We start from the raw sequence: 23,051 nt of genomic DNA, 5'->3' as shown, positions 1-23,051 counted from the left end.
TGAACAAAACGGCCAAAAAAGCCACAAAAAAACCACAACGCGGCAACGTTGTGGCATAGATAGGGGCTCCTCGGTAAATCTTTGGAATGAAGAAGCCCGTGAGAATCATTATAGCATACAAATGGCTGTGACCCACGCTTAATTTGCAATTCGACGCAATTAAGCTACTTTCCGGTCCGGGCCAGCTCTAACAAACGGTGCCGGAGCGCGTCGTCGTAGGCCGTCAGGTACAGGCCGTACTTGCCACGCTTCATCAGGACGTTCAAGACGTTGGCGATGAAGGCCTTGTACTCGTCACGGCTGAAGGTCCGGTCCTTGCGCTTCTTGAAGATCTCCTTGTGGGAGTACTTTTCGGGGATGATGGTCATGGTGTCGGTCGCGGGGTCGTAGCCAAACGACGGCCCGATGATCATGCCGACGTAGTTCAGGTCAAAGCCCTGCAGGGTGTAGATGGTCCCAACCTGGGTGATGGAGCCCTCCCGCTTGGCCCAGTGGGTCCGTTGCGGGTCCCATTCGTCCCACGGCAGGCTGAAGCTGTCCATCTCAACGTTGTGCCGCCCATCGATCCGGGGGAAGCCGGAGGTGGCGACGACTCGGCTCATGCCGACCTCCTTGTTGCGCTTCTTGATATCCTCGAACAGCGCGCCGGCGGTCTCGTACATTTTAAACTGGAAGTCGCTGTTGTCCGGGAACGGCCGCAGGGGTTTCTCGGCGGTCAGGTCGTCCATCCAGGCCACCTGTTCGTCGCTGGCGACCATCCGGTACTGGAAGTTCATGCTGAAGAGCTGGTGGGGATGGTTGCCGATGGTCTTGGTCAGGAGGGCCTTGTCCCAGTACATCTTGGACTGGAAGACCTGATCGAAGTCGTAGACGACCACGACGACCTTGGCCAGAGCCATCAGGTCGGTCAGCTGGTTCTGACCGCGGTAGTGGGCGTAGGGCTCCGACTTGGAGTACAGCAGGTGGGCCTCATCGACGAAGATGATGTCGTAGGTCTGGTGGTTCTTCTGCGCGTAGTTGATCAGCGACGTGGGCCGGCGAATCTCCTTGGCGTGCATGTTGGGGATCGACTCGGCCAGGTCACGGTAGGCCTTGTAGAGCTCGGGGTGGTTGACCACCAGCGAGGTCTTGTAGCGCTTGTCGGTCATGTACTTGCGGACCAGTTCCATCAGCACGACGGACTTCCCGGTCCCCGCGGCGCCTTCGATGATGGCGACGGACGATTGCTTGCCGGTCAGCCCCTGTTGGATGTAGGCGTTGATGTTGGTGATGACGGTCTTTTGGTCGGCGGAAAGGTCCTTGACGAAAAATTGTTCCTGTAAGATTTTATTCACAATCATTGCTCCTAATCTAGTCTCTCTGCTCTGTGCGGTTTTGGGCCGCAAAACTATTGTTATTATAGCAGTTAGCCGGAAACTTGGGGCTGGTTTTTGGTATCGGGAGGGGATCCGGGAAAATCGGGTGCGGAGCAGGATGCTCTACAGCGTACCCGGCTACCTTAATAGCGGCATTAACAACGGGAAATTTCCAATCAACGCTTGTGATAAGTGGGTAACCTGGGCTGTTTTCGGATTTAAGACAGTGAGTTAACGGGGGTGACCGCGGAATTTGGTATGATAGAGGTCAGGATAGCCGAGTATTGGCCGCGAACGGTGAGGGGGCTTAGAGGATGAAGGAACGAGAATTGATGGTCCGCCAAGCGGTGGCGAAAGTGTTGACGGGGCAACAACGGTTACTGGCGGTGACCCGAACGCGTAAAAGCGAATCGTTGTACGTCTGTGTGCTCAATGAACAGCGACAGTACGTGACGTTTCGGGTGAGCTTCCATGCCGCCAAAAGTGGGTTCTTGTCGGTGCCCACGTTTGTGACGGGGAATCCGGAGATCCTGGAACAGGCAGTCCGCGATTATCTGCCCAAGGCGACCTGGTTAACGCTGACTTATCGCGATTACTTTGTTCTTTCCGTGATCACGGTGAGCCACTTGCACCATATTCGGTTTCAAATTGATGACCTTTATAATATCTTCTCCGACGAAAAGGAGGCCATGATTTTTTACCAGGTTCGTGATTCGTACAAGAAGAAGCATATCATCGTGAACGGATTAGAAGAGGCGACCAATCAGGTTTTTCGTAAACTCTTCGCGAGTGGCCTCATTGCGAGCCATCAGCGGCCGGGAGATACGCCCGCCGTTTACGTTTCGGAGATGGGGATGCGATTATTGGATGACTTTGCGCTGCCGTTTGTCCAACGATTCATGACGGATTACGCCCAGTTGGATTGGAACAACATCACGCTACCCGAGGAAGCACGACTGGCTGAGGAGCAGGAATGACGCGAATCGGGCGTCGTAAGTGCCCAACGGTTGTTTCACGTGAAACAATCATTGGGGTATCAAGGTGCTCGTAAGAAACCCCGTCACCGGCAAAGCTACTGGTGGCGGGGTTATTTTACTTGGCAGATTCTTCGTGATAGGCAATGTTGTTTTCCTGGCACCAGTCACGGGCGATGGTGCGGTAGTGGTACCAGGTGTCTTCTAGGTCGAACCGCGGCAGGGTGTCCCGGAAAAAGCGGAAGGCACCCCGTCCCTGAATGCTGCGGTCGAGGGCGTTCTGGGCCTCGCCGGCGGGTAACTGGGCGATGAAGTCGGCCATGATTTGGTAGTCGTCAATGTCGAACTGTGAAGGCAACGCGACGTAACGGTCGTCGGCCTCGTCCCGGTCTTCGTCGTCCAAGAGGGCGTCTTCATCTAGATTTAGGTCGTCGGCACCTTGTAGCTGAACTTCTTGGGTTTGGCGATCGTAAATGTAGTGGATGTCATCGTCCATCAAGTCGAACGCTTCGGTGATGTCGGTTAAGTTGAGGGTCATTGTATCACGCCTTAATGAGGTACCTGGATTTAGTATATACGCCTTTAGGGCGTCGGTGGGGCTAAAATAAATGGGATAATTGTCGCATAACTTGTTGCTTAATTAAGTGAGATTACCAGCGGTTGCCATCGCTGACGGGAGCGCGTAGAATGACGACCATCGTTAAAGAATAAGAGGTGTAAAAAACGATGACCAAAACTAATATTGTCACGTATCCCGCTGTATTTGTTGCCAATGACGACGACAGCTACACGGTCACTTTCCCCGACGTGAACGCTGCGACCACGACCGGTCAAGATCTGGGCGAAAGCCTGATCAACGCCACGACCGTGCTAGGGCGCTACCTGCAGGACCACCAAAACAGCCTGCCGGACGCCACGACCATGACGCAGCTGCAGCATCAGTACCCGACCGACTTTATTCAATTCGTTGCCGTCGACCTGTGTGACGTCCCCCAACGCGCACTGCCCGAAGACGCCGACGTGAAAGCCGCTAGTTAATCCAGTATCATCCAACGCTAAAACACTCCCAGCCCGTGGTGGTTGGGGGTGTTTTAGCGTCTAGAAGTTGTTCAGGGAAGCTCCACAATAAAAAAGGCACCCGGTAAGAAACGAGTGGCCTATATTTAATAATCATTAGTTATTAATAACTAATCCAAGATTAATAATTAAAGTACTTCTTTCCGCACTCGCCAACGCAGCGTGGTCTTTCGTTTTTCCGGGGCGACCCGGCGGAAGTCGGACAGGTAGATTTCACGGTGCTGATACGCACCCATGGTCGGCACCGTGGTCAACCCGTGGGCGGTCAGGTACGCGCGCATCTGCGCGAACGTCTCGCCCTCGGTGTCGAAGGACCCCACGTGGGTGGCTTGAACGGCCGGTCCCGCGGTGTAGGTGGTCAGTTGCAGCTGCTCCAGGTAGGGACTGGGGTGCTTTCCGCGGGTCTGGTCCACCGCCCAGTGGAAGAGGCCGGGTGTGACCTGGTCCGGCTGGCGCAACATGATAGTGTAGGCCAGCGCCGCCTTATTGAGGGTCGCGTCGCGCGAGCCGTCCGTCGTGGTCCAGACGCCCTCCAGCGGGTACACCGTGTATTCGTAAGGGTCACCGACCTCACCGCGCTTCAGCGCCATCCGGATGGCGTAGGCCACGGGATACAGCGCCTGAATCTGCGCGCTAAAGGTCGGCGTGTTGGGGTCGCCCTGGCCCCGTAATGTCAGGTAGGTCATGGTCGGGACGTCGAGCTCCTGGACGCCCTTGGGCAGGTAGAGGGCCCGTTCGTGTTTACGCCATTCGTGTTTCATCAGCAAAACCGCCTTTCTCAGATAGGTCTAAGGTACCACAAAAATGATGCCTCCCCAACCGGGCGGCCAGCGTGTATAATCACCCACAAAGGGGGCAATCGTATGCCACAAGTCTATTTTTTGTGTACCGGCAATTCCTGTCGTAGCCAGATGGCGGAGGGGTGGGCGCGCCAGCTGCTGGGGCCCGACTGGCGCATCGCCAGCGCCGGCGTCGAGGTCCACGGCCTAAATCCCGTGGCCGTGCAGGTCATGGCCGAAGCGGGGGTCGATATTTCCCACCAAACGTCGACGCTGATCGACCCGGACTACCTGCGGACCTGTGACCTGGTGATCACCCTGTGCGGGGATGCGCGCGACCGGTGTCCGGTGACGCCGGCGACCGTTTCAAAACGCCACTGGCCGTTACCCGATCCCGCGCAGGCCACCGGGACGGCGGCCGACCGCTTGGCCGTCTTTCGCCAGGTGCGTGATGAGCTCCGCCGGCGGGTCGCCGCGCTGGCTCAGGAGGCCGCGCGCGGTTAGTTAGCGCATGAGGAGGGCGATGATGATGACGCCAATGACCAAGGCGATGCCGCCAATCAGTCCGCTGGGAAGGGTGATGCCGCCCCAGGCGGGCTTATTGGTGATGGCCCGTAGTTTGAAACTGATGGTGGCGAGGCTGACCAGAATGAAGCCAACGATAAAGAAACCAATGCCGATTAACATGAAAAACGTCCTCCGATTCGAATGATGATGGTTGAAAAGTTAGCTGAATGATACTAGAAATGACCCGCCAAAACAACAACTAAATGGGCAAACGAGAGTGGGGCAAAAGGTGGTTAGCTGGTGAGCATTAACGTCGTAAGACGGACAATCCTGAACTTGGATTGTTTGGCTTACGGGGTTAAGCGGAACCAGCTGCCTTTTGGCGCACATTTCGACACCAAATATTTGGAGACACTAACGAGCCTGGGACTTTTGTCTCCGGCTCGTTTTTTGGTGGTTACTCGGGAGTCCCGAGGTTGGCGCGCAACCGATGTAAGAAGAGCTGGGCCACCGGGGATAACGTCTGTTGGCGCGACCAGATCACGGTGATCGGTTCGGTCAGATCGGGGGCCAGGGGACGGAAGGTCAGGCGCGATTCTGGGCCGACATCCACCAAATGATCGAAGCTCAAGGCCCAACAGTGCCCCTGTTCTACCAGCAGCTGGGCGTTAAAGATGAGATTATAGGTGCCGCTGAGGGTCAGCTGGTCGGCCACGTTGCGCCACCAGTTGGCGAACCGGTCGGTGGTCGCCGCCTGCTGGGAGACGATGAGCGGGTGCCCCACGAGGTCCTGCGGGCGAATCGTGGTCTGTTGGGCCAGGGGCGCCGTCTTGGGCAGTAAGATACCCCACCGGTCGCGTTCCGGCAGTTGCAGCGCGTGGTAGTGCGTGAGGGGGCTATCCCCCATGATGACGCCAAAGTCGAGCGTTCCCGCCGTCAGTTGGGCCGCGACGGTGGCGGCGTCCCCGCTGTGGAGGTGCAGGGTCACGCCCGGGTAGTCGGCCTGCAGGCGGCTGATCAGGGCCATGAGCCGCTGCATCCCCCGACTTTCGCCGGCCCCGATGTCCAGGCTGCCCCGAATGATCGGCGCCGTCGTCTGGAGATTCTGGGCGGTCTTATCGACCAGGCGGGTGATGGTCGTGGCGCGTTCCTGAAGGTACCGGCCGGCCGCGGTCAGCGTGATCTCACGGGACCCCCGGGTAAAGAGCCGGACGCCCAGCTCGGCCTCGAGGTCGCTGAGTTGGCGCGACAGGGTGGGTTGCGAGAGGTGGAGGGTGGTGGCGGCCCTCGAGATGGTGCGTTCTTGGGCCACCGCCAGGAAGTAACGAAGAACCCGAATATCCATAAGCGACACTCCTTTATGCCTTTTTGCTATATAAAAGTATACAACATAGGTCTTTTACATACACGCAGACCGCCCCTATACTGGGAATCATTCATAAGGGAGGAATTACGTATGACTATGCTCACCACGGCCGCCATCGCGGCTGAACAGCCCCTGATCGATCAGAATCAACGGCTGGTCCAACACTTAAATACGGCACCCCATACCCCCGCGGAGATCCGCCAATTGGTGGGGGAGATCACCGGGCAGCCGCTCGATGCGTCCGTCGAGATCCGGCTGCCATTCTATACAGATTATGGGCGCAAGCTGACGATTGGAAAACGGGTGATGATCAACGACCAGGTCCAGCTAACGGATCTGGGGGGCATCACCCTGGAGGACGACGTGCTGCTGGGACCGGGCGCCGCGTTGATCTCGGTCAACCATCAGCTCGCCCCGGAACGGCGGCGGGCCCTCGACGTGCGACCCATCCACATTCGCCAAAATGCCTGGGTGGGGGCGAAAGCCATCATTTTACCGGGCGTCACGGTGGGGAAAAACGCCGTCGTAGCGGCCGGCGCGGTGGTGACCAAGGATGTGCCGGCAAACGCCGTGGTCGCCGGCGTGCCCGCGAAAGTCATTAAGATTATTTAACCCTGAAAGGAAGTTTTTAGTATGAGTATTGAGAATAAAGTAGTTGTTATCACGGGTGCTTCGAGCGGTATCGGCGCCGCCACCGCCCGGTTATTGGCGAGTCAGGGGGCCAAGGTCGTCCTCGGCGCCCGCCGGGAAGAACGGCTGGCTGACCTGGCCCAGGAGATTGGTGCCAACGCCATTTACCGCGTGACCGACGTGACCCAACGCGAAGAGGTCCACGCCCTGATCCAGCTGGCCGTGGAGACTTACGGCCGCGTGGACGTTCTCTACAACAATGCGGGGACCATGCCACAGGGCAACCTCAGTGAGCGCGACTACGCCAAGTGGCAGATGATGCTCGACGTCAACGTGATGGGTGTCCTGAACGGCATCGGCGAGGTCCTGCCAGTGATGCAGGCGCAGCACGACGGCCTCATCATCACGACCGATTCGGTGGCCGGCCACGTGGTCTACCCGGCGTCCGCGGTCTATAACGGGACGAAGTACGCCGTCCGGGCCATCATGGAGGGCCTGCGCCAGGAGGAAAAGGACCACGGCATTCGCTCGACCATCGTCTCGCCGGGGGCCGTTCGCACGGAACTCCTCAAGACGGTGGGCAACCTCGAGGTGAAGCAGGGACTGGATGAGATCTTCAATGGTGAAAATTCCCGGCAGACGGTGTTGGATCCGGAAGACGTCGCCAACGCCGTTCGGTTCGCCATCGACCAGCCCAAACACGTGGCCATCAGTGAAGTGCTGGTGCGGCCAGCCGGTCAGATCGTTTAGGCATGAGTCCTAAAAAACGAGCCTGAGACTTTTGTCTCAGGCTCGTTTTTCGAAGATAGGGTACCGAAACGTGCGTCAAAAGGCAGCTGGTTCCGCTTAACACCGTCAGTCATGCTCGCCAGCTAACCGCCTTTTGGCACTCTCTCTTTAGGTGCTGCGGATTACGTCCGCGCATCGAATGAGTGCCCGCACTTGGGGCAGGTGATGCGCACGTGGCCGTGGTGCCGCGGGATGCGGATGCGTTGGTGGCACTGGGCACAGTGAAAGAAGCGGTAGTGCCAGTGCTGGCTCAGGCTGTAGCCCAGCCGGCGCACCGGACGGGTCAGGGGCCGCCAGACCCGCTCGAAGCCGCGGTTGATGGCGACCTGGCGGTAGATCTTGTGCGAGAACAGTCGCCAGTAGTTGACGCCGATCAGCCCGATGGCGATCAGGATCAGCCACCCGCTGCGCAGGAAGATGCTGGCCAGCAGGAGCACCAGCGACAGGCCATTTAAGAAGCGGTTCAGCGAGTCGTTCTGGCCGTAACGGCCGACCATGAACGCCTGCAAGCGCCGGACCCATTTGGCAGTTGGTTTCATCATAAACGCCTCCGAATTAGATAATATCCCATCTTACCACAGGTTACCTGGTCTCGACAGTGAGTCGTCAGTGGTCGACCGCCGTTGAGACGGCTATACTAGACCTAATACCCGATATGAGGAGGTCCTATTCATCACCACCATTGCCAGTATCAAACAAGCCATCATCGCCGACCCGGCCAATGCGGCCTACACCGCACAGGGGTGGGAGCCGCTCTTTCACGTGCTCCCGTCGGCCACCATCCTGGTCATCAGCCAGGCGCCCGGCCGCATCGCCCAGAACACTAAGACCTACTTCAACGACGCCAGTGGGGACCGGTTGCGCGAGTGGATGGGCGTGACCCGCGAGGAATTCTACCACAGCGACAAGATCGCCGTGATGCCGCTGGACTTTTACTACCCTGGGAAGGGTAAGAGCGGCGACCTGCCACCCCGTAAGGGTTTCGCCGAGAAGTGGCACGCGCCGCTCTTGGCCCAGATGTCCAACGTCCAATTGACGCTGCTGGTCGGCCAGTACGCCATCAAGGCCTACCTGGGAAAACGCCGGGAGAAGACCCTGACGGCCACGGTCCAGCGGTACCAGGACTACCTGCCGGACTATTTCCCGCTGGTTCACCCGTCGCCGTTGAACTACGGCTGGCAGAAGCGTAACCCCTGGTTCCAAACGGACGTGGTGCCGGACCTGCAGGCGCGGGTGCGGGTGGCTCTGCAATGAAGGGAGTGGATGCCATGAAAATCACCGACGCAATGGCCGCCGACCTGCCGGCAATCCTGCGCATCGAGCGGCTGGGGTTCTCTGCCGAAGAGGCCGGGAGTGCGGCCCAATACCGCGACCGCCTCGAGAAGCTGACCGGGACCTTCCTGGTCGCCAAGGTGGCGGGCCAAGTCGTGGGATTCGTGGTCGGCCCGGCGACCACGGCCGCCTACGTAGCGGACTGGATGTACGAGCAGACGCCCCGGAACCTGCCAACGGGTGGCCACCAATTGATCTACTCCATCGCCATCGACCCGGCCTACCGGGGCGCCGGGCTGGGCAGTCGGCTCTTGGCCGCCATCAGTGAGCGCGCCCGAGCCGCGCACCGGGAGACGCTGAGCCTGACCAGCCTGGAACGCAACGTCCCGTTTTACGAGAAGAACGGCTTTATTAACCGCGGCGTGGCCATGTCCGACCACGCCGGGGAGACCTGGTACAACCTGGTCAAGCCCCTCTGAAGGGATGTTTCACATGAAACATCGGGCGAGTCCGAAAAAAACTGTGAGGAGGAATCACGATGGTGGAATTTACCACGGGTCTTGAGGTGCGACCCTTGATTGAGGCGGACCTCGCGGCGTACCAACGCTTGCTGGCTGATCCCCGGATGGCAGCGGCCAACGCCGCCCCGGGGAGCCTGGCGCCGGATCTCTTGGCGTACTGGTTCGAAAAGGACCGTCACGGGCCGTTCGCCCACGCGGTGATCGACCGGCGGCACGACCGGTTCGTCGGCGGCATCCTGTACTACGCCCACGCGGCGCCGGCACAGCACTACGACGTCGGCTACTTCCTCGATCCGCTGTTGTGGGGGCGGGGACTGATGCCCGCGGCGCTGCGGGCCAGCTTGCGGTTGGTTCGCCAAGCGCTGACGGGCCCCGTGACCGTCTGGGCCGACTGCCTGACCACGAACCAGCGCTCGCAACGGGTGCTGACTAAGCTGGGCTTCCAGCCGACCGCGGCCCCGGCGCACTCACCGCTCCTGCCGACCGCCGATGACGTGGTCTGGTTCCGGTGGGATTTACCGGCGGATGAAACTGTTATCTAACTTGACGTGTCAGCAGTCATCCGCTTCACGCCGGCGAGCAAGCCGGCCGAGGTGGGAACGACTCTGAAACCTCGCCCAAACCGCGAGTTTCCAGAGCTCGGCCTTGATGTAACCTGGCCCAAAACGCCAGGTAACATCAATTTCACCGCGGCCAGCAAGTCGCCTCTGTTGCGCTAAAATTGGTTCTAAATGGGACCTGCATCAGGTGACCGTAAAACGAAAGTTGCCCAAATAGGCTGTCCCCAATTGAGCGAGGGCAGCCTATTTTTATGGGGAAAATTAAATTGAGATAACGTCTACGCCGGCGTGGAGCGATCCCCCCCGCCGGTTACTCGGCCAGGGCCGCCTGGATGGCGTCCTCGAAGGACTCGGGCCGGGTGGTCGGGGCGAAGCGGTGGCGCACCGTGCCGTCCCGGCCAATCAGGAACTTGGTGAAGTTCCACTTGATCCGACCGTGCCCGGCCGCGGCCTTCAGGTAGGTGAACAGCGGGTCGGCGTCCGCGCCGTTGACCCGCACGCGTTGCGTCATCGGGAAGGTCACGCCGTAGTGGCGCTGGCAGTAGTCGTGGGTCGCGGCGTCGGTGGCCTTTTCCTGGAAGAACTGGTTCGACGGCAGGCCCAAGATGACCAGCCCCGCCGCGCGGTACTTCTGGTAGAGGGCCTCGAGCCCCTTGAACTGCGGGGCCAGGCCACAGTTGCTGGCGGTATTGACGATCAGCAGGACCTGGCCGCGGTACCGTGCCAGGTCGAGTTGCTCGCCGCTCATTTCGGTTTCACTGAAGTCATAGATGGATGTTGGCATGTGATCTCCTCCCTCGTTATCTTTCATTAAACCATCCTGCGCCCGATTTGCCACCGGATTTGCTTAGCCAATCGAGGGTCGCAGAAGATATACACCGTTTCTGAAAATCTATGCAATTTCAAGCGGATTTTCATAAGAAAAACCGCTTAGTGAAATTAAACACAATCCTTTCAAACACTTACGCGCCCTTACGTTTGTATTTCAAATGACCTTTTAAGAAAAGCGACGGGCTTCTCAAGAAGTTTTAATCAAAATTTTGTATAATTAAAGCGCTTACATTTACTAATTGCCCATAAAGGAGTGAGGAAGGATGCAAGAACCAGACGTTCAGCCAAAGGTCAAAAAGCGTTTCAAGATGCCTTCGGCGTATACCATTTTATTCTTTATCATTATTGTCCTTGCCATTTTAACCTGGATTATTCCAGCAGGCCAGTATTCGACGGATAAGGCCGGCAACATCATTGCCCACACGTATCGGTCGGTCAAGGCCAACCCCCAGGGGATCTGGGACGTCTTCATGGCGCCCATCATCGGGATGATCGGGAACGACAAGACCTCCGGTGCCATCGAGGTCTCGCTGTTCATCCTGGTCATCGGGGGCTTCCTGGGCGTGGTCAACCGCACCCGGGCCCTCGACGACGGCATCGCGGCCATCGTGCGGCGGTTCAAGGGGAAGGAAAAACGGTTGATCCTGATTCTGATGCTCCTGTTCGCGGCCGGTGGGTCGACTTACGGGATGGCCGAAGAAACCATTGCCTTTTACCCGCTGTTGATTCCGGTGATGATGGGGATCGGCTTCGACTCCATCGTGGCCGTGTCGATCGCGCTGATCGGGTCGCAGGTCGGGTGTCTGGCCTCGACCGTGAACCCGTTCGCCACCGGGGTTGCCTCGGCGACGCTGAACATCACGCCGGGGGACGGCATCGTGTCCCGGGTGGTCCTGTTGCTGATCACCATCGGAATTAGTATCTGGTACGTGTACCACTACGCGGCGAAGATCGAAAAGGACCCGACCAAGTCGTTAGTGTACGGCCAACGGGATGAAGACCGGAAACGGTTCCTGGTGGCGACCGACGCCGACCAGGGCCAGATGACCAAGCGTCAGCAGGCCGTCCTGTGGCTGTTCGCCGCGACGTTTGTCATCATGATCGTGGGCCTGATTCCGTGGGACCAGATCAACGCCAAGTGGACCTTCTTCACCAGCATGACCAAGTGGCTCCAGGGCATCCCGTTCCTGGGGAACCTGCTGGGTGGCGACATGACGCCGCTGGGGACCTGGTACTTCTCTGAAATCACCATGCTGTTTCTGTTCATGTCCGTGCTGATCATGTTCGTCTTCAAGATGGCCGAAAGTGACTTCATGGACGCCTTCATGAGCGGGATGAGCGACTTCTTGGGCGTGGCCATCGTGGTGGCGGTTGCCCGGGGGATCCAAGTCATCATGAACGACGGGAACATTTCCGCGACCGTCCTGCACTGGGGTGAAACCGGCCTGTCCAGCATGAGCTCCGCGCTGTTCATCATTTTGACCTACATCTTCTACATTCCGATGTCCTTCCTGATTCCGTCGACCTCCGGGTTAGCGGCGGCGACGATGGGCATCATCGGCCCGATTGGGAAGTTCGCCGGCGTGGCCCCGAGCCTCGTCGTGACGGCTTACCAGGCCGCTTCCGGTTGGGTCAACCTGATTACGCCAACGTCCGGGGTCATCATGGGCGCCATGGCCGTGGCCCACATCAACATCAGCATCTGGTGGAAATTCATGTTCAAGCTGATGATCTACTTGTTCATCGCCACCTGTGTCTTCCTGGGCGTCATGGCGGTCATATGATGACGCGTAACGGATAATTTCTGTTACGCGAAAAAGTCGCTTCCGGCCACGATAAATTCGGGCTGAACGGAGGAGGCGAAACTGGTCGTCCTCCGGCGCTCAGGGGCCGTGACGCCTGCGGGCACGACTTCGAGCTTTCCGCGAAAAGCACGCGTAAATCTCGAAGCTCGGCCTTATCCTAAGCCGGCTCAAAACGCCGACTAAGGATAATTTCGCTGGCTGAGCCCCTGATCGCCTCCGGACGGTAAATAGTCCGGGCCCACGGGGATTAGATTCATCTGGGTCGATGGTCAATAGTGATAATGACCATTGCTTATCGGCAAATTAATTTTCAAAATTTTGCTCATGATGAAGGTGTTCCCGACCATCAATATGGTTAAATTAGTGATTAAAACCAGCAAAGTGTTCTTTTAATGTTTTGATGGGTTATATAAGATATTAGTGCCTTGTCAGCGTAACAGAGGCAACTTGCTGGCCGTGGTGAAATTGATGTTGGCTGGGGTTCTGTCCCAGCCTACATCAAGGCCGAGCTTCGGAGACCCGTGTATTTCGGGGCTTCGAAGTCGTGCCCACCTCAGCCGGCTTGCTCGCCGGCGTGGAACGGTGGTTCCCGTGTTTACTAATTGTCTTGGAATAGAAGCATCTAAGGAGGAATTCAGTTATGGAAAAAATCGTTACTGACGTCGAAGAACAAGCGGCCGTGGCCGCCCTCAAACGCATGATCAGTCACCCGTCCTACACCCAGGACGCCGCCAGCGGGGCCCCGTTCGGCCGCGACATTCGCTTGGCCCTCGACGAGATCGTCGCCATCTGTCAAGAACTGGGCTACCACACCTATGAAGACCCGGACGGCTACTACGCCTACGCCGAGACCGGGGCGGGGGACGAGACCTTTGGCATCATCGGCCACGTGGACGTGGTGCCCGCCGGCGACCCGGCCGACTGGGACACCGACCCGTACACCGGCACGGTCAAGGACGGCGTCATCTACGGCCGGGGCTCGCAGGACGACAAGGGCCCGACCATGGCCGCGCTCTTTGCCGTCAAGGCCCTGGAGAACCGCGGGTACCACTTCAATAAGAAGATCCGGTTCATCTTCGGGACCGACGAGGAGACGCTCTGGCGCGGGATCGCCAAGTACAACGAAAAAGAAGACCCGATCGACCTGGGGATCGCCCCCGACGCCGAGTTTCCACTGATCTACGCGGAAAAGGGTCTACAACAATCCTACCTGGTGGGCCCGGGGAGCACGGAACTGGCCCTTGACCTGCAGAACGCCTTCAACGCCGTTCCGGGGAAGGCGACCTACAACGGGCCGCGGCAGGCGGACGTCAAGGCGGCCCTCGACCGGCACCATTTCGCCTATCAAGAAACGGCCGACGGATTGGTGGTCACCGGGAAATCGGTCCACGCGATGCTGGCCCCGACCGGCGTCAACGCGGTCCTGCGCCTGGCCATCGCCCTGGACGACGTGTTCCCGATGCCGGTCCTCGACTTTATCGGCCAGTGCTTCAAGGAGGACGCGACCGGGACCAACCTGTTAGGTGACGTGGCGGATGAACAGTCCGGCCACCTGACCGTCAACATTTCCAGCCTGACCATCACGCCCGAAGAATCGCGGATGCAGATCGACATGCGGATCCCGGTCACGGTCGACCATGACGACCTGATCAGCCGGTTGGAAACGGCCGTGCAGCCGTACCAGCTGACCTACGAGCACTTCGATTACCTGGCGCCGCTCTACGTGCCGACCGACAGCGCGCTGGTCAAGACGCTGATGAGCACCTACCAGGACATGACCGGCGACGATACCCAGCCGCAGATCTCCGGCGGGGCGACCTACGCGCGGACCATGCACAACTGCGTGGCCTACGGGGCGATGCTGCCGGGCACGCCAGACTTCATGCACCAGGTCAACGAAAACTGGGAGCTTTCCCGGATGAACAAGGCCATGGCGATTTACGCGGAGGCGATTCGGCGGCTCTGCTGTGACGAAAAATAGCTAAAAACGACTTGAACGGGCCCCACCGGCGGATTAGTGCTGGTGGGGCCCGTTTGACTGTGGCATAATACGACTAAACGTAGGAGATGAGCACGATGGAAAAAACACGAGAAACGGCGCGGTTACGGCTCCGGCCACTGGTCGCCAGCGACCTGGCGGCCTACCAGCGCTTGCTGGCCCTGCCCCCGATGGCCGCCGCGAACGGCTCCCCGGCCGACGCCTCGCCGGAACTGATGGCTCGCTGGTTTGAGGCCGACCGGCAGAGCCCCTTTGCCTTTGCGGTGGTCGACCGGACGACCGACCGGTTCATGGGCACGATCCTGTACTACCAGCACGACGAGTCGGGGGAGGCGCCGCACGAGTACGACCTGGGCTACTTCCTGGACCCAATGGACTGGGGGCAAGGACTGATGCCCGAGGCCCTGCGCGCCAGCCTGACGCTGGTCGGCCAGGCGATACCGGCTGCTCAGACGGTTTGGGCGGCCTGCCTGCCGACCAATCAGCGCTCGCAGCGGGTCTTAGAGAAGCTGGGTTTCCAGCTGGTGACGACCGCATTGCCGACGCCCCAGCACCCGGCGTTGTTTAAATTAGTGGTCACCGGTGAAAAGAAGGACGCGGCCACGGACGATTAGGCGCGTCAGCTGCGGGCCCTGTTGGCCTCCGAAAAAAGGCCCCCGCACACGGTTAGCACGTGGCGGGGGCCTTTAGCGTTCATTGACAGGGATGATTCAGGGGATTAGTGAAACTTGCGGGTGAGGGCTTTGCCGCCCAGACCCAGTAAGGCCAGCAGGCCCAGTAACGTGGCCAGTGGTGCGGCTTTTTCGCCGGTTTGGGGCAAGGTGTCCGCGGTGTCGCGTTCGACGGGGAGGTCGGTCACGGTGCTGGTCAGCGGCAGGGCGTCTTGGCCAAAGGCGGCCGGCGCCGGTTGTGGCGCGGCGTCCCAAACGGTGTTGTCCGGTAAGGCCGCCGGTTGGGTCAGGTCGGGCAGCGGCTGGGTCACGACCGGTTGCTCGTCGTGGGCCTCGCCGGGTTCCGGGGTGCCGCCAGCATCAGCGTCGGACTGCGGCGTGGTTGGGGCGGGTTCCGGGTGAGTGCCCGGCGTCGATGTGTCAGGCGCCGGTGTGCCCGGATGAGTTTCCGGGTCGTTCGGATCCGTGGGCGTTGTGGGTTCGGGAGTCCCTGGATTGGGCTTGCCGGGTTCCGTCGGCGTCGTAGGTCCCGGATTAGGTTTGCCGGGCTCCGTGGGCGTAGTTGGTTCGGGTCCCGGTTTACCGGGTTCCGTCGGTGTCGTGGGCCCCGGACTGGGTTCACCCGGTTCCGTGGGCGTAGTTGGTTCGGGCCCGGGTTTGCCGGGTTCGGTCGGTGTCGTGGGTCCCGGAGTAGGTTCACCCGGTTCCGTGGGCGTGGTTGGTTCGGGTCCGGGTTTGCCGGGTTCGGTCGGCGTTGTGGGCCCCGGATTAGGTTCGCCCGGTTCGGTCGGTGTGGTTGGTCCCGGCCCCGGTTTTCCCGGTTCGGTTGGTTCCGTGGGCCCCGGTGTCGGCTTCTCTGGTTCGGTCGGATTGGTCGGCCCGGGTGCCGGGGTTTCCGGCTCGGTGGGTGGGGTGATGGGTTCCGGCCCCGGCGTGACCGGTTCCGTATAGTCGTCGTCCTCCTCTTCCTCTCCCGGATCAACGTCGGGCTCTTCCGGGTCCACGATGGAGGTGGCCCCCATCACGTCCAGGGTGATGAACCCCTTGCGGTTAAAGGAATTACTGTTGAGTTTGTTCAGCGTCACGGTCCCGGTATGGGAGCCCGCGGCGATGAAGAAATTGCCGATGGGCGCACCGCCCCAGGTGTTTTTCATGACGAAGGCGTCGTCCTTGGGAATCCGCACGTTGGCGGGGACCGTGACGGTCATGGTGTCGCCGGCCTCGAGCGGCGTGTAGGATGGCAAGGACCACTTGTAGTTGACGGTGTAGGGTTCGTCTTCCGGCAATTCCGCCGTGTGGGACATGACCTTGCCGCGCTTGTTCTTGATCACGGCGCTGTCGGCGTCGAGGCCGGTCGCGTTCAGTTCACGGGCGTGGCCGGTCACCGGCGGGCTTAGCAGTAGGGCGGCGGCCAGGCCGAGTAATAAACAGCCGACCAGGCGCCGCGGGTTGAGTCGTTTCAAAAGGGATTCTCCTCCAATTTTTAAGTTCACAATGATTTTGCGTGACGTCTTTCACGAGAACTAAATTAGCATATTTTTTGAGCCGGTCGGGGATTGACGCAAATACAAAATCATTGGGTGATTAATTATGAAATTAATTATGGCGGATTCCACACCGAGCAACCGGGTCAAATCCCTGATATAACAACGAATTGATGCTTAATATAATTAAAATAATGACTAAAGCTGGTTTCGATAACCAGTAAAGAAAGTCTTGACAATTCGCAGCTTCTTTGAAAGCCGGGACGGGTGATGACCGGTTCCTTAACGGTGAACGTGAATAAATGAATTAATCATTTTTGCGCGATCCGGCGGAGAAACTGGAGTGGCTGTCATGAAATGACGTAAAAAAAGCGCGGTTGCTCGCAGGCAATCGCGTTTCTTTTAGCAATTTAATCGGTTAAGCCAAGTGCCGTAACAGGCCGTAAGCGCCCAGGCTGATCAAAGCGACCAGACCCAAGACGGTGGCGATGACAGCTGGCCGGTCACCCGTTTGAGGCAACTTGCCGGTCGTTGCAGCGCCGTTAGCTGCCGCAGAGTACTGCGGTGCGCTAGTGGCAGGGTTCCCGTTAGCCGGTTCACCGGCTAACGACCCGTTGTCGGCCGCCGCGCCATTGGCTGGCGTCCCAGTCGTGGCCCCGCTCTGTGCAGGTGCCGTCGTGGTTGGCGTGCCGGTCGTCGACCCGTTTTGCGCGGGAGCGGTCGGCGCACCGGTCACAGGATTAGTGCTCCCGGGCGTCGTTGGTGTTGGCGTGGTGGAACCAGTCGCTGGCGTGTCGTTGTTACCGGACTCACTAGGCGTGGTGCTCCCTGGTGTGGTAACGCTCGGCGTCGTGGAGCCGGTGTTCGAACCAGTTCCTGGGAACGGATCGGTCCCTGGATTTGGATCAGGAACGACCGCACCGGTTTGTGGATTCTCGACGTCGACTTCACCGGAGCCGCCAGCGTCGCCAGGCGTGGTGACACCGGTATCGTTGGAGTCGCCGGGTTCAGAAGTCCCAGGCTCGGTCGTGCCAGGTTCAGTAGTCCCTGGTTCAGAAGTTCCAGGTTCTGTGGTTCCGGGTTCGGTAGTCCCTGGTTCAGAAGTTCCAGGTTCCGTGGTTCCGGGCTCAGTCGTGCCAGGTTCGGTCGTGCCAGGTTCAGAAGTTCCAGGTTCCGTGGTCCCAGGCTCAGTTGTGCCAGGTTCCGTAGTCCCGGGTTCGGTCGTGCCCGGTTCAGAAGTCCCAGGTTCCGTAGTCCCGGGTTCGGTCGTGCCCGGTTCAGAAGTCCCAGGTTCCGTGGTCCCAGGCTCGGTAGTCCCCGGTTCAGAAGTCCCGGGTTCCGTGGTCCCAGGCTCAGTCGTCCCCGGTTCACCAGGGCCGCCACCGAAGCCAGGGTCGGTTGGATACGATGGATCAGTTGGGTCAACTGGGTTGACTCCTAAGCCACCGTCGCCGCCTTCTTCGCCGTCGCCGCCGTTTTCATCGACGCCGCCACCGGCACCATCCGTGGCCCCGGCACCGACGACGTCCAAGAAGAGATAGCCGTGACGGTTAAACGTGCTCGTTGAGATCTTGTTCAACGTCACAGTCCCGGTGTGAGCGCCTTTAGCAATGGTAAACGTTCCGATAGGCGCGCTGCCCAGCATGTTCGTGACCGAACCGCTTTCGTCTTGCGGAACGTAGACGTTGTCTGGAATCCCCACGATAAAGTAATCACCCTTGTTAATCGTGGTAAAGGAAGGCAACCGCCAGTCCCAGGTCACCTTAAAGTACTGTGTCCGCGGTAAGATCGCAGAGTGGGACATGACTTTGCCCGCCTTGTTTTTAATCACCGCATCGTTCGCAGTGACCCCGCTCGCGGTGACCATGGTTGCGGCATGGCTCACGACGGGTGGGCTGAACACGATTGCGAATAACCCAACAATTGTGATGACAATCATCTGCCAGAATTTACGCATATTTTGTATTCCCCCTAACACCTCTAAGTTAGCACGCCTAGACGGGCTCTCGATAGTGAACCGATTGTTTGGTAAACATAACAACGTTTGCCGGGGAACCGCTAAGTCGGCAAGCTACCGGCCCTGTAAAATAGTGGGGGGTTGGTCCATCCGCTGACCCTTTCTGACGGTGGGTGGTTGCGGGAAATGACGGGGAAGGGGATAATTTAGGGTAACCATTCTCGAGAGGAGCCTTCATATGGAAATCACCTTCAACAGCAGCTTCGCGGACACGCTCCAGCGCGGCCTCCACCTGGCGACGCTGGGCTTGCCCCTGCAGCTTCAACTGGGCGACCTGCGGCGGTTAAACGACCCGGAAAACGCCTTTTGGACCCGGCAGGCGACCTACCAACCAGTGGACGACCCGGATACGACCTACCCGCGGGTGCTGGCGCAGATCGCCCGCTTGCGGACGGCGGTCGCCGCCAACGAGCCGCTGCGGGTCTGGTGGAGCGACCAGCCCGACGACCGGTTGGGGATGATGTGGCTGTGTGCGGTGCTCCAGGGCGTCGCCATCCCGCTGACCCAGATCCGGGTGCCCCTGATGCAGCCGACGTCGGAGGGCAACCGGCAGGAGCGGACCGACCTGAGTGAGGTCGCGCCCGGCGAGCTGGCGACCTACCTGTCGTTGGACTGCCCCATGACGGACGGTCAGCGCCAGGCGGCGACGTACGGGTGGCGCAGTCAGCTCGCAGCCAACGCCGAGTTGCGGGTCAACTTGAACGGCCACATCCTGGGGGTTCCCGCGAACTTTTACGATGATTTCTTGAAGACGCAGTGGTCGCCGACCGCGGAGGCCACTGCGGTGATCGGCGAGACGCTGGGCCGTTTCCCGGTGGGCGTGCCCGAGTGGTGGTACCGGTACCGCTTGGCGACGCTGCGGCAGGCGGGCGACCTGGCCTGACAAACGGGTGATTGCGTTTCCCGGGAATCTGTGGTAGCCTGTGGTTATCTGAATAGGCCTAAAAACTGTAGAAAAAGACGAGTACGGTTGGATCAGGGTGGTCTAGCGAGTCGGGGAGAGTGCAAGCCCGGTCAGCCCCCAACCGAAAAACACCTTTTCTGTTGCCACCTGAAATGCCTCGCAGAGTAGGGTGCGCCGTAACCGACACGTTAACGTTCGGCGCGCATGTTCGTGCGCGAGTAAGAGTTGGTTTAGCAATAGACAAATTGGGTGGTACCGCGGAAGAATCTTTCGTCCCTATATCAAGGGATGATGGATTCTTTTTTTATGGTTGCGACACACTCGAAGGGAGAGTAATACAGATGACAGAAGTTTTAGTGAAAGATTTATTCGGCGATCAACAGATCGCTGAAGACGCCGAGATCACACTGCACGGCTGGGTCCGGACGATTCGGAGCTCCAAAAAGATCGGGTTCATCGAATTAAACGATGGCTCGACCATCAAGAACGCCCAAATCGTGATGAAGGCCGCCGACGTCGAGAACTACGCCGACGTGGCCAAGTTCCCGATCAGCTCGACAATCGCCGTTACGGGGACGGTCGTTTACACGCCGGACGCCAAGCAGCCCTTGGAAGTCCACGCGGCCAAGATCGTTTTAGAGGGGGCTTCCGACAGCGACTATCCGCTGCAAAAGAAGGCCCACACCTACGAGTACCTGCGGACAATCGCTCACTTGCGGCCCCGGACCAACACCTTCTACGCGGTGTTCCGGATTCGCTCATTGGCGGCCTTTGCGGTGCACCAATACCTGCAAGAACACGGGTTTAACTACCTGAACACGCCGATCATCACCGGAAGTGACGCCGAAGGGGCCGGGCAGATGTTCCGGGCCACGACGCTGGACTTGAACCACCTGCCGCTGACCGAGGATGGCCAGGTCGACAACACCAAGGACTTCTTCCGCAAGGAGACCAACCTGACGGTGAGTGGCCAACTGGAAGCCGAAGCCTTTGCCTTGGCGCTGCGGAAGGTCTACACCTTCGGCCCGACCTTCCGGGCAGAAAACTCCCACACCCAACGGCACGCGTCCGAGTTCTGGATGATCGAACCCGAAATGGCTTTCGAAGACCTGGATGACGACATCGTGACCATCGAAGCACTGATCAAGGCCGTGGTGAGCTACGTGCTGGACCACGCCCAAGACGAATTGGCCTTCCTGAACGACAACGTCGACGAGCACCTGATCGAGCGGTTGGAAAAGACCCGCGACGAGAAGTTCGCCCGGTTGACCTACACGGAAGCCATCGAGGAACTGAAGAACGCCGACGTCGATTTCGACGTGCCCGTCTACTGGGGTCTCGACCTGGAAGCGGAACACGAACGCTACCTGTGTGAGCACATCTACAACAAGCCGGTCTTCTTAACGGACTACCCGAAGGAGATCAAGGCCTTCTACATGCGGGCCAACGACGACGGCAAGACCGTGGCCGCGGTCGACCTGCTGGTCCCAGAGATCGGGGAACTGGTCGGGGGCAGTCAGCGTGAGGAACGTCTCGACGTCCTCAAGCAGAAGATCGCCGACAACCAGATGCCGGAAGACGAGTACGACTGGTACGAAGACCTCCGGAAGTACGGGGAGACCGTCCACTCCGGTTTCGGGATCGGGTTCGAACGGTTAGTGATGTACGTCACCGGGATGGAAAACATCCGCGACGTGATCCCTTACCCACGGACGCCAGGGAACGCCGACTTCTAATCAAGTTATTGAAGAGACATTAAAAAACGGGTGCCTGATCTGTCACGTTGCGTGAGAGATTGGGCACCCGTTTTTGGTGTGGCCAGGTCTGGTTAGATAGTGGTTAACAGCGCTTCACGCCGGCGAGCAAGCGGGTCGAGGTGGGCACGACCCGCAAGTCGCCTCTGTGGCGCTCACGTAGCGGGGGCCCGGCACCACATAGCCAGGCCGCAGTGGCATGGGTTGGGTGGACGCAGCCAACCGGGGGTAAAACGACGGCATCGCTCCTGCTACGTCAGTGTGAATAACTGACTCCGGCGTGTAGCGGCGGTCACATCGCTGTCTTAATTGAGCGCACAAAAAAACGATTCCGCGTTCTATTCGGAATCGTTTGTGGTGAGGTGCGGCGACCTTCGGAACGCTTGCGCGCCGATCGCGTACCCCCACCGTGGTTTGGCACCATCCAGTAGTATCGCACGGGGCGCCGGTCAAGTCAACCTAAATCCCTGACGGCCTACTTGCGGGGCTGAACGGGTTGGCCCGGTTCTCGGTTGTCTCCGCGCTAGGGCCTCCTATACTAGAGGTGCCGGGGGGCGAGTTGTGATGATGGAAAAGTGGTTGAAGGTGGTCGTAATTGGCCTGGCCATCGTGGTGGCCGGATACCTGGTGGTCGTGGCCGCCAGTCTCTTATTGCTCTTTTGGGGCATGCGTTAAGGCCGGTGAATGGTCAGGCGCTTGAGCATGATATCTGCGCTGAACGTCCGGGACTGTTTCACGTGAAACAGTCCCGCGTTACTTTTACGAAGAAGTATGGTAAGTTGAGGCTAAACACTTTTAATGGGGGCTTGGCTGATGAAAATGTACCATAAAGTGATTCTGATAACGCTGGGCCTGTGTGGTCTGGTGGGGCTGCTGGCCTGGTTATGGCTGGACTACCGGACCGTGATCCTGACGTTTTGGCACCAGGCCTTTGACCGGCAACGGCTGATCGACCTGCTGCGCAATCAGGGCAAGCATAACGCCATCCTGTTCATGGCGGTGATTGCGCTGGGCTCGGCGATTCCCGGGATGCCGATCGCGGCGGTGGCCATTCTGGCCGGAGTCTGCTTCGGGCGCTGGCCCGGGTTCGCCATCAACGTGGCCGGCATCGTCATCGGCAACCTGCTAGCCATCGGCATCCTGGATCGTTTTCCCCACAAGCCGCAACCCGGCAAGCTCCGGGCGTTGACCGACCGGCTGAAGGCGATGCGCCATCCGCGCGTCGGCCTGAGCATCGGGTACGCGGTGCCGATGCTGCCCACGCTATTGGTCAACTACGCCGCGATGGAGCTGCGGATGTCCTGGTGGAACACCGCGGGCTGTATCCTGATTGGGTCGTTGCCGGTCTCGTTTCTCTACGCCTTTGGCGGCAACGAGTTGCTCTTCGGCAATACCAAGACCGCCGTGGCGGCTATCGCGCTGGTCCTGCTCCTGCTGGGGCTGTACCGGGTCATCCAGCGCGATCAACGCCGCAAGGGCGCCCCGGTCGAGAAAGCGACGACTGAAGAAAATTGAGGCGGGCTGATGACGTTCTGCGCAACGAACGGCCGTTAAATTCACCGGGAGATAGAAATTGTCCTCACTTTGGCGCTACATTTACATGCTTAGTTTGTCACCAAGATGCCCTTGACTGGTTACAACAACTATTAAAAAACAGGCAGAAAATTCTCGTTTGTAAAGTGAACCCCCTGAGTTGGAGCAAATCCAAACTCAGGGGGTTTTACTATGTTTACAGCTAAGATTAAGCAACAAGTAT

The 23,051-nt window shown here is 59.2% G+C and carries 23 protein-coding genes; 14 read left to right on the top strand and 9 right to left on the bottom strand.

Annotated elements, in window-relative coordinates; all coding sequences use genetic code 11:
• Positions 1-164 precede the first annotated feature (164 nt).
• Entirely contained in the window at positions 165-1,334 is a 1,170-nt protein-coding gene (locus FD37_RS03980; protein WP_045806479.1) for a DUF2075 domain-containing protein, read from the bottom strand.
• A gap of 335 nt (positions 1,335-1,669) precedes the next feature.
• Between FD37_RS03980 and FD37_RS03975 the strand changes: the two genes are divergently transcribed.
• Positions 1,670-2,332, top strand: coding sequence for a hypothetical protein (locus tag FD37_RS03975; protein ID WP_056963624.1), 663 nt, complete (start codon positions 1,670-1,672; stop codon positions 2,330-2,332).
• A 115-nt stretch (positions 2,333-2,447) separates the two neighbouring features.
• On the opposite strand, the gene FD37_RS03970 is transcribed toward FD37_RS03975, so the two are convergent.
• On the bottom strand, positions 2,448-2,867 hold the full coding sequence (locus FD37_RS03970; protein WP_056963622.1) for a UPF0158 family protein: 420 nt from the start codon (positions 2,865-2,867) through the stop codon (positions 2,448-2,450).
• Between the two features lie 188 nt (positions 2,868-3,055).
• Between FD37_RS03970 and FD37_RS03965 the strand changes: the two genes are divergently transcribed.
• Complete coding sequence (locus FD37_RS03965) at positions 3,056-3,367, top strand: type II toxin-antitoxin system HicB family antitoxin (protein WP_045806434.1); 312 nt, start codon at positions 3,056-3,058, stop codon at positions 3,365-3,367.
• Positions 3,368-3,534: 167 nt separating this feature from the next.
• Here the strand turns inward: FD37_RS03965 and FD37_RS03960 are convergent, their stop codons facing one another.
• Positions 3,535-4,167, bottom strand: a complete 633-nt coding sequence (locus FD37_RS03960) for a GyrI-like domain-containing protein (protein ID WP_056963620.1) — start codon at positions 4,165-4,167, stop codon at positions 3,535-3,537.
• A 102-nt stretch (positions 4,168-4,269) separates the two neighbouring features.
• Here FD37_RS03960 and arsC point away from each other — a divergent pair, with 102 nt between their 5' ends.
• Complete coding sequence (arsC, locus tag FD37_RS03955) at positions 4,270-4,689, top strand: arsenate reductase (thioredoxin) (protein WP_056963618.1); 420 nt, start codon at positions 4,270-4,272, stop codon at positions 4,687-4,689.
• Here the strand turns inward: arsC and FD37_RS03950 are convergent, their stop codons facing one another.
• Together FD37_RS03950 and FD37_RS03945 are read right to left on the bottom strand one after the other, a co-directional pair.
• A complete protein-coding gene (locus tag FD37_RS03950) occupies positions 4,690-4,872 on the bottom strand; it encodes a hypothetical protein (RefSeq protein WP_045806436.1) in 183 nt (60 codons plus the stop codon).
• Positions 4,873-5,149: 277 nt separating this feature from the next.
• A complete protein-coding gene (locus FD37_RS03945; RefSeq protein ID WP_056963616.1) occupies positions 5,150-6,037 on the bottom strand; it encodes a LysR family transcriptional regulator in 888 nt (295 codons plus the stop codon).
• A 111-nt stretch (positions 6,038-6,148) separates the two neighbouring features.
• Between FD37_RS03945 and FD37_RS03940 the strand changes: the two genes are divergently transcribed.
• Positions 6,149-6,670, top strand: coding sequence for a DapH/DapD/GlmU-related protein (locus tag FD37_RS03940; RefSeq protein ID WP_147007776.1), 522 nt, complete (start codon positions 6,149-6,151; stop codon positions 6,668-6,670).
• Between the two features lie 21 nt (positions 6,671-6,691).
• Complete coding sequence (locus tag FD37_RS03935) at positions 6,692-7,438, top strand: SDR family oxidoreductase (RefSeq protein WP_056963614.1); 747 nt, start codon at positions 6,692-6,694, stop codon at positions 7,436-7,438.
• A gap of 161 nt (positions 7,439-7,599) precedes the next feature.
• On the opposite strand, the gene FD37_RS03930 is transcribed toward FD37_RS03935, so the two are convergent.
• Positions 7,600-8,019: a Zn-Finger Containing protein gene (locus tag FD37_RS03930; protein WP_225436338.1), complete on the bottom strand. Its 420-nt coding sequence runs from the start codon at positions 8,017-8,019 to the stop codon at positions 7,600-7,602.
• A 130-nt stretch (positions 8,020-8,149) separates the two neighbouring features.
• Here FD37_RS03930 and FD37_RS03925 point away from each other — a divergent pair, with 130 nt between their 5' ends.
• The 3 genes from FD37_RS03925 to FD37_RS03915 are packed head-to-tail and all read left to right on the top strand — an operon-like array spanning position 8,150 to position 9,812.
• Positions 8,150-8,731 (top strand): uracil-DNA glycosylase family protein, encoded by a 582-nt coding sequence (locus FD37_RS03925; protein WP_056963610.1) that lies wholly within the window; start codon positions 8,150-8,152, stop codon positions 8,729-8,731.
• A gap of 14 nt (positions 8,732-8,745) precedes the next feature.
• Entirely contained in the window at positions 8,746-9,228 is a 483-nt protein-coding gene (locus FD37_RS03920; protein ID WP_056963608.1) for a GNAT family N-acetyltransferase, read from the top strand.
• A 59-nt stretch (positions 9,229-9,287) separates the two neighbouring features.
• Positions 9,288-9,812 (top strand): GNAT family N-acetyltransferase, encoded by a 525-nt coding sequence (locus tag FD37_RS03915; RefSeq protein ID WP_056963605.1) that lies wholly within the window; start codon positions 9,288-9,290, stop codon positions 9,810-9,812.
• Between the two features lie 328 nt (positions 9,813-10,140).
• On the opposite strand, the gene FD37_RS03910 is transcribed toward FD37_RS03915, so the two are convergent.
• Positions 10,141-10,614 carry a glutathione peroxidase gene (locus FD37_RS03910; RefSeq protein WP_056963604.1) on the bottom strand — a complete coding sequence of 158 codons (474 nt, stop codon included), beginning with the start codon at positions 10,612-10,614 and terminating at the stop codon, positions 10,141-10,143.
• A gap of 310 nt (positions 10,615-10,924) precedes the next feature.
• On the opposite strand from FD37_RS03910, the gene FD37_RS03905 reads away from it, so the two are divergent.
• The 3 genes from FD37_RS03905 (at position 10,925) to FD37_RS03895 (ending at position 15,079) form a co-directional block, all read left to right on the top strand.
• The gene (locus FD37_RS03905) at positions 10,925-12,445 is read left to right on the top strand and encodes a YfcC family protein (protein WP_056963602.1); all 1,521 of its coding nucleotides are present in this window, start codon (positions 10,925-10,927) and stop codon (positions 12,443-12,445) included.
• Between the two features lie 661 nt (positions 12,446-13,106).
• Complete coding sequence (locus FD37_RS03900; RefSeq protein WP_045806446.1) at positions 13,107-14,447, top strand: dipeptidase; 1,341 nt, start codon at positions 13,107-13,109, stop codon at positions 14,445-14,447.
• A gap of 95 nt (positions 14,448-14,542) precedes the next feature.
• Complete coding sequence (locus FD37_RS03895) at positions 14,543-15,079, top strand: GNAT family N-acetyltransferase (RefSeq protein ID WP_056963600.1); 537 nt, start codon at positions 14,543-14,545, stop codon at positions 15,077-15,079.
• Between the two features lie 104 nt (positions 15,080-15,183).
• On the opposite strand, the gene FD37_RS03890 is transcribed toward FD37_RS03895, so the two are convergent.
• Together FD37_RS03890 and FD37_RS13200 are read right to left on the bottom strand one after the other, a co-directional pair.
• A complete protein-coding gene (locus FD37_RS03890; protein WP_056963597.1) occupies positions 15,184-16,599 on the bottom strand; it encodes an Ig-like domain-containing protein in 1,416 nt (471 codons plus the stop codon).
• 439 nt (positions 16,600-17,038) lie between these two features.
• Positions 17,039-18,577 carry an Ig-like domain-containing protein gene (locus FD37_RS13200; RefSeq protein WP_056963595.1) on the bottom strand — a complete coding sequence of 513 codons (1,539 nt, stop codon included), beginning with the start codon at positions 18,575-18,577 and terminating at the stop codon, positions 17,039-17,041.
• Between the two features lie 238 nt (positions 18,578-18,815).
• Here FD37_RS13200 and FD37_RS03880 point away from each other — a divergent pair, with 238 nt between their 5' ends.
• From FD37_RS03880 to FD37_RS03870, 3 genes are all read left to right on the top strand, one after another.
• Positions 18,816-19,520, top strand: coding sequence for a DUF3658 domain-containing protein (locus tag FD37_RS03880; RefSeq protein WP_056963593.1), 705 nt, complete (start codon positions 18,816-18,818; stop codon positions 19,518-19,520).
• A gap of 362 nt (positions 19,521-19,882) precedes the next feature.
• The gene (gene asnS / locus FD37_RS03875) at positions 19,883-21,277 is read left to right on the top strand and encodes an asparagine--tRNA ligase (RefSeq protein WP_045806448.1); all 1,395 of its coding nucleotides are present in this window, start codon (positions 19,883-19,885) and stop codon (positions 21,275-21,277) included.
• A gap of 831 nt (positions 21,278-22,108) precedes the next feature.
• The gene (locus FD37_RS03870; RefSeq protein ID WP_056963590.1) at positions 22,109-22,810 is read left to right on the top strand and encodes a TVP38/TMEM64 family protein; all 702 of its coding nucleotides are present in this window, start codon (positions 22,109-22,111) and stop codon (positions 22,808-22,810) included.
• Positions 22,811-23,051 lie beyond the last annotated feature (241 nt).

It is taken from the genome of Levilactobacillus spicheri DSM 15429 (genome assembly GCF_001435095.1).
GTDB lineage: Bacteria > Bacillota > Bacilli > Lactobacillales > Lactobacillaceae > Levilactobacillus > Levilactobacillus spicheri.
Note: the sequence above shows the minus strand (reverse complement) of the source record. Positions and strands in the feature narration are given on the sequence as shown.

Bases quoted from the DNA above. Each gene is read 5' to 3' on its own strand.
- FD37_RS03870 (WP_056963590.1), top strand. From the start codon at position 22,109: ATGAAAATGTACCATAAAGTGATTCTGATAACGCTGGGCCTGTGTGGT.
- FD37_RS03960 (WP_056963620.1), bottom strand. From the start codon at position 4,167: ATGAAACACGAATGGCGTAAACACGAACGGGCCCTCTACCTGCCCAAG.
- FD37_RS03900 (WP_045806446.1), top strand. From the start codon at position 13,107: ATGGAAAAAATCGTTACTGACGTCGAAGAACAAGCGGCCGTGGCCGCC.
- FD37_RS03895 (WP_056963600.1), top strand. From the start codon at position 14,543: ATGGAAAAAACACGAGAAACGGCGCGGTTACGGCTCCGGCCACTGGTC.
- FD37_RS03965 (WP_045806434.1), top strand. From the start codon at position 3,056: ATGACCAAAACTAATATTGTCACGTATCCCGCTGTATTTGTTGCCAAT.
- arsC (WP_056963618.1), top strand. From the start codon at position 4,270: ATGCCACAAGTCTATTTTTTGTGTACCGGCAATTCCTGTCGTAGCCAG.
- FD37_RS03910 (WP_056963604.1), bottom strand. From the start codon at position 10,614: ATGCCAACATCCATCTATGACTTCAGTGAAACCGAAATGAGCGGCGAG.
- FD37_RS13200 (WP_056963595.1), bottom strand. From the start codon at position 18,577: ATGCGTAAATTCTGGCAGATGATTGTCATCACAATTGTTGGGTTATTC.
- FD37_RS03915 (WP_056963605.1), top strand. From the start codon at position 9,288: ATGGTGGAATTTACCACGGGTCTTGAGGTGCGACCCTTGATTGAGGCG.
- FD37_RS03970 (WP_056963622.1), bottom strand. From the start codon at position 2,867: ATGACCCTCAACTTAACCGACATCACCGAAGCGTTCGACTTGATGGAC.
- asnS (WP_045806448.1), top strand. From the start codon at position 19,883: ATGACAGAAGTTTTAGTGAAAGATTTATTCGGCGATCAACAGATCGCT.
- FD37_RS03905 (WP_056963602.1), top strand. From the start codon at position 10,925: ATGCAAGAACCAGACGTTCAGCCAAAGGTCAAAAAGCGTTTCAAGATG.
- FD37_RS03930 (WP_225436338.1), bottom strand. From the start codon at position 8,019: ATGATGAAACCAACTGCCAAATGGGTCCGGCGCTTGCAGGCGTTCATG.
- FD37_RS03935 (WP_056963614.1), top strand. From the start codon at position 6,692: ATGAGTATTGAGAATAAAGTAGTTGTTATCACGGGTGCTTCGAGCGGT.
- FD37_RS03950 (WP_045806436.1), bottom strand. From the start codon at position 4,872: ATGTTAATCGGCATTGGTTTCTTTATCGTTGGCTTCATTCTGGTCAGC.
- FD37_RS03975 (WP_056963624.1), top strand. From the start codon at position 1,670: ATGAAGGAACGAGAATTGATGGTCCGCCAAGCGGTGGCGAAAGTGTTG.
- FD37_RS03945 (WP_056963616.1), bottom strand. From the start codon at position 6,037: ATGGATATTCGGGTTCTTCGTTACTTCCTGGCGGTGGCCCAAGAACGC.
- FD37_RS03940 (WP_147007776.1), top strand. From the start codon at position 6,149: ATGACTATGCTCACCACGGCCGCCATCGCGGCTGAACAGCCCCTGATC.
- FD37_RS03880 (WP_056963593.1), top strand. From the start codon at position 18,816: ATGGAAATCACCTTCAACAGCAGCTTCGCGGACACGCTCCAGCGCGGC.
- FD37_RS03920 (WP_056963608.1), top strand. From the start codon at position 8,746: ATGAAAATCACCGACGCAATGGCCGCCGACCTGCCGGCAATCCTGCGC.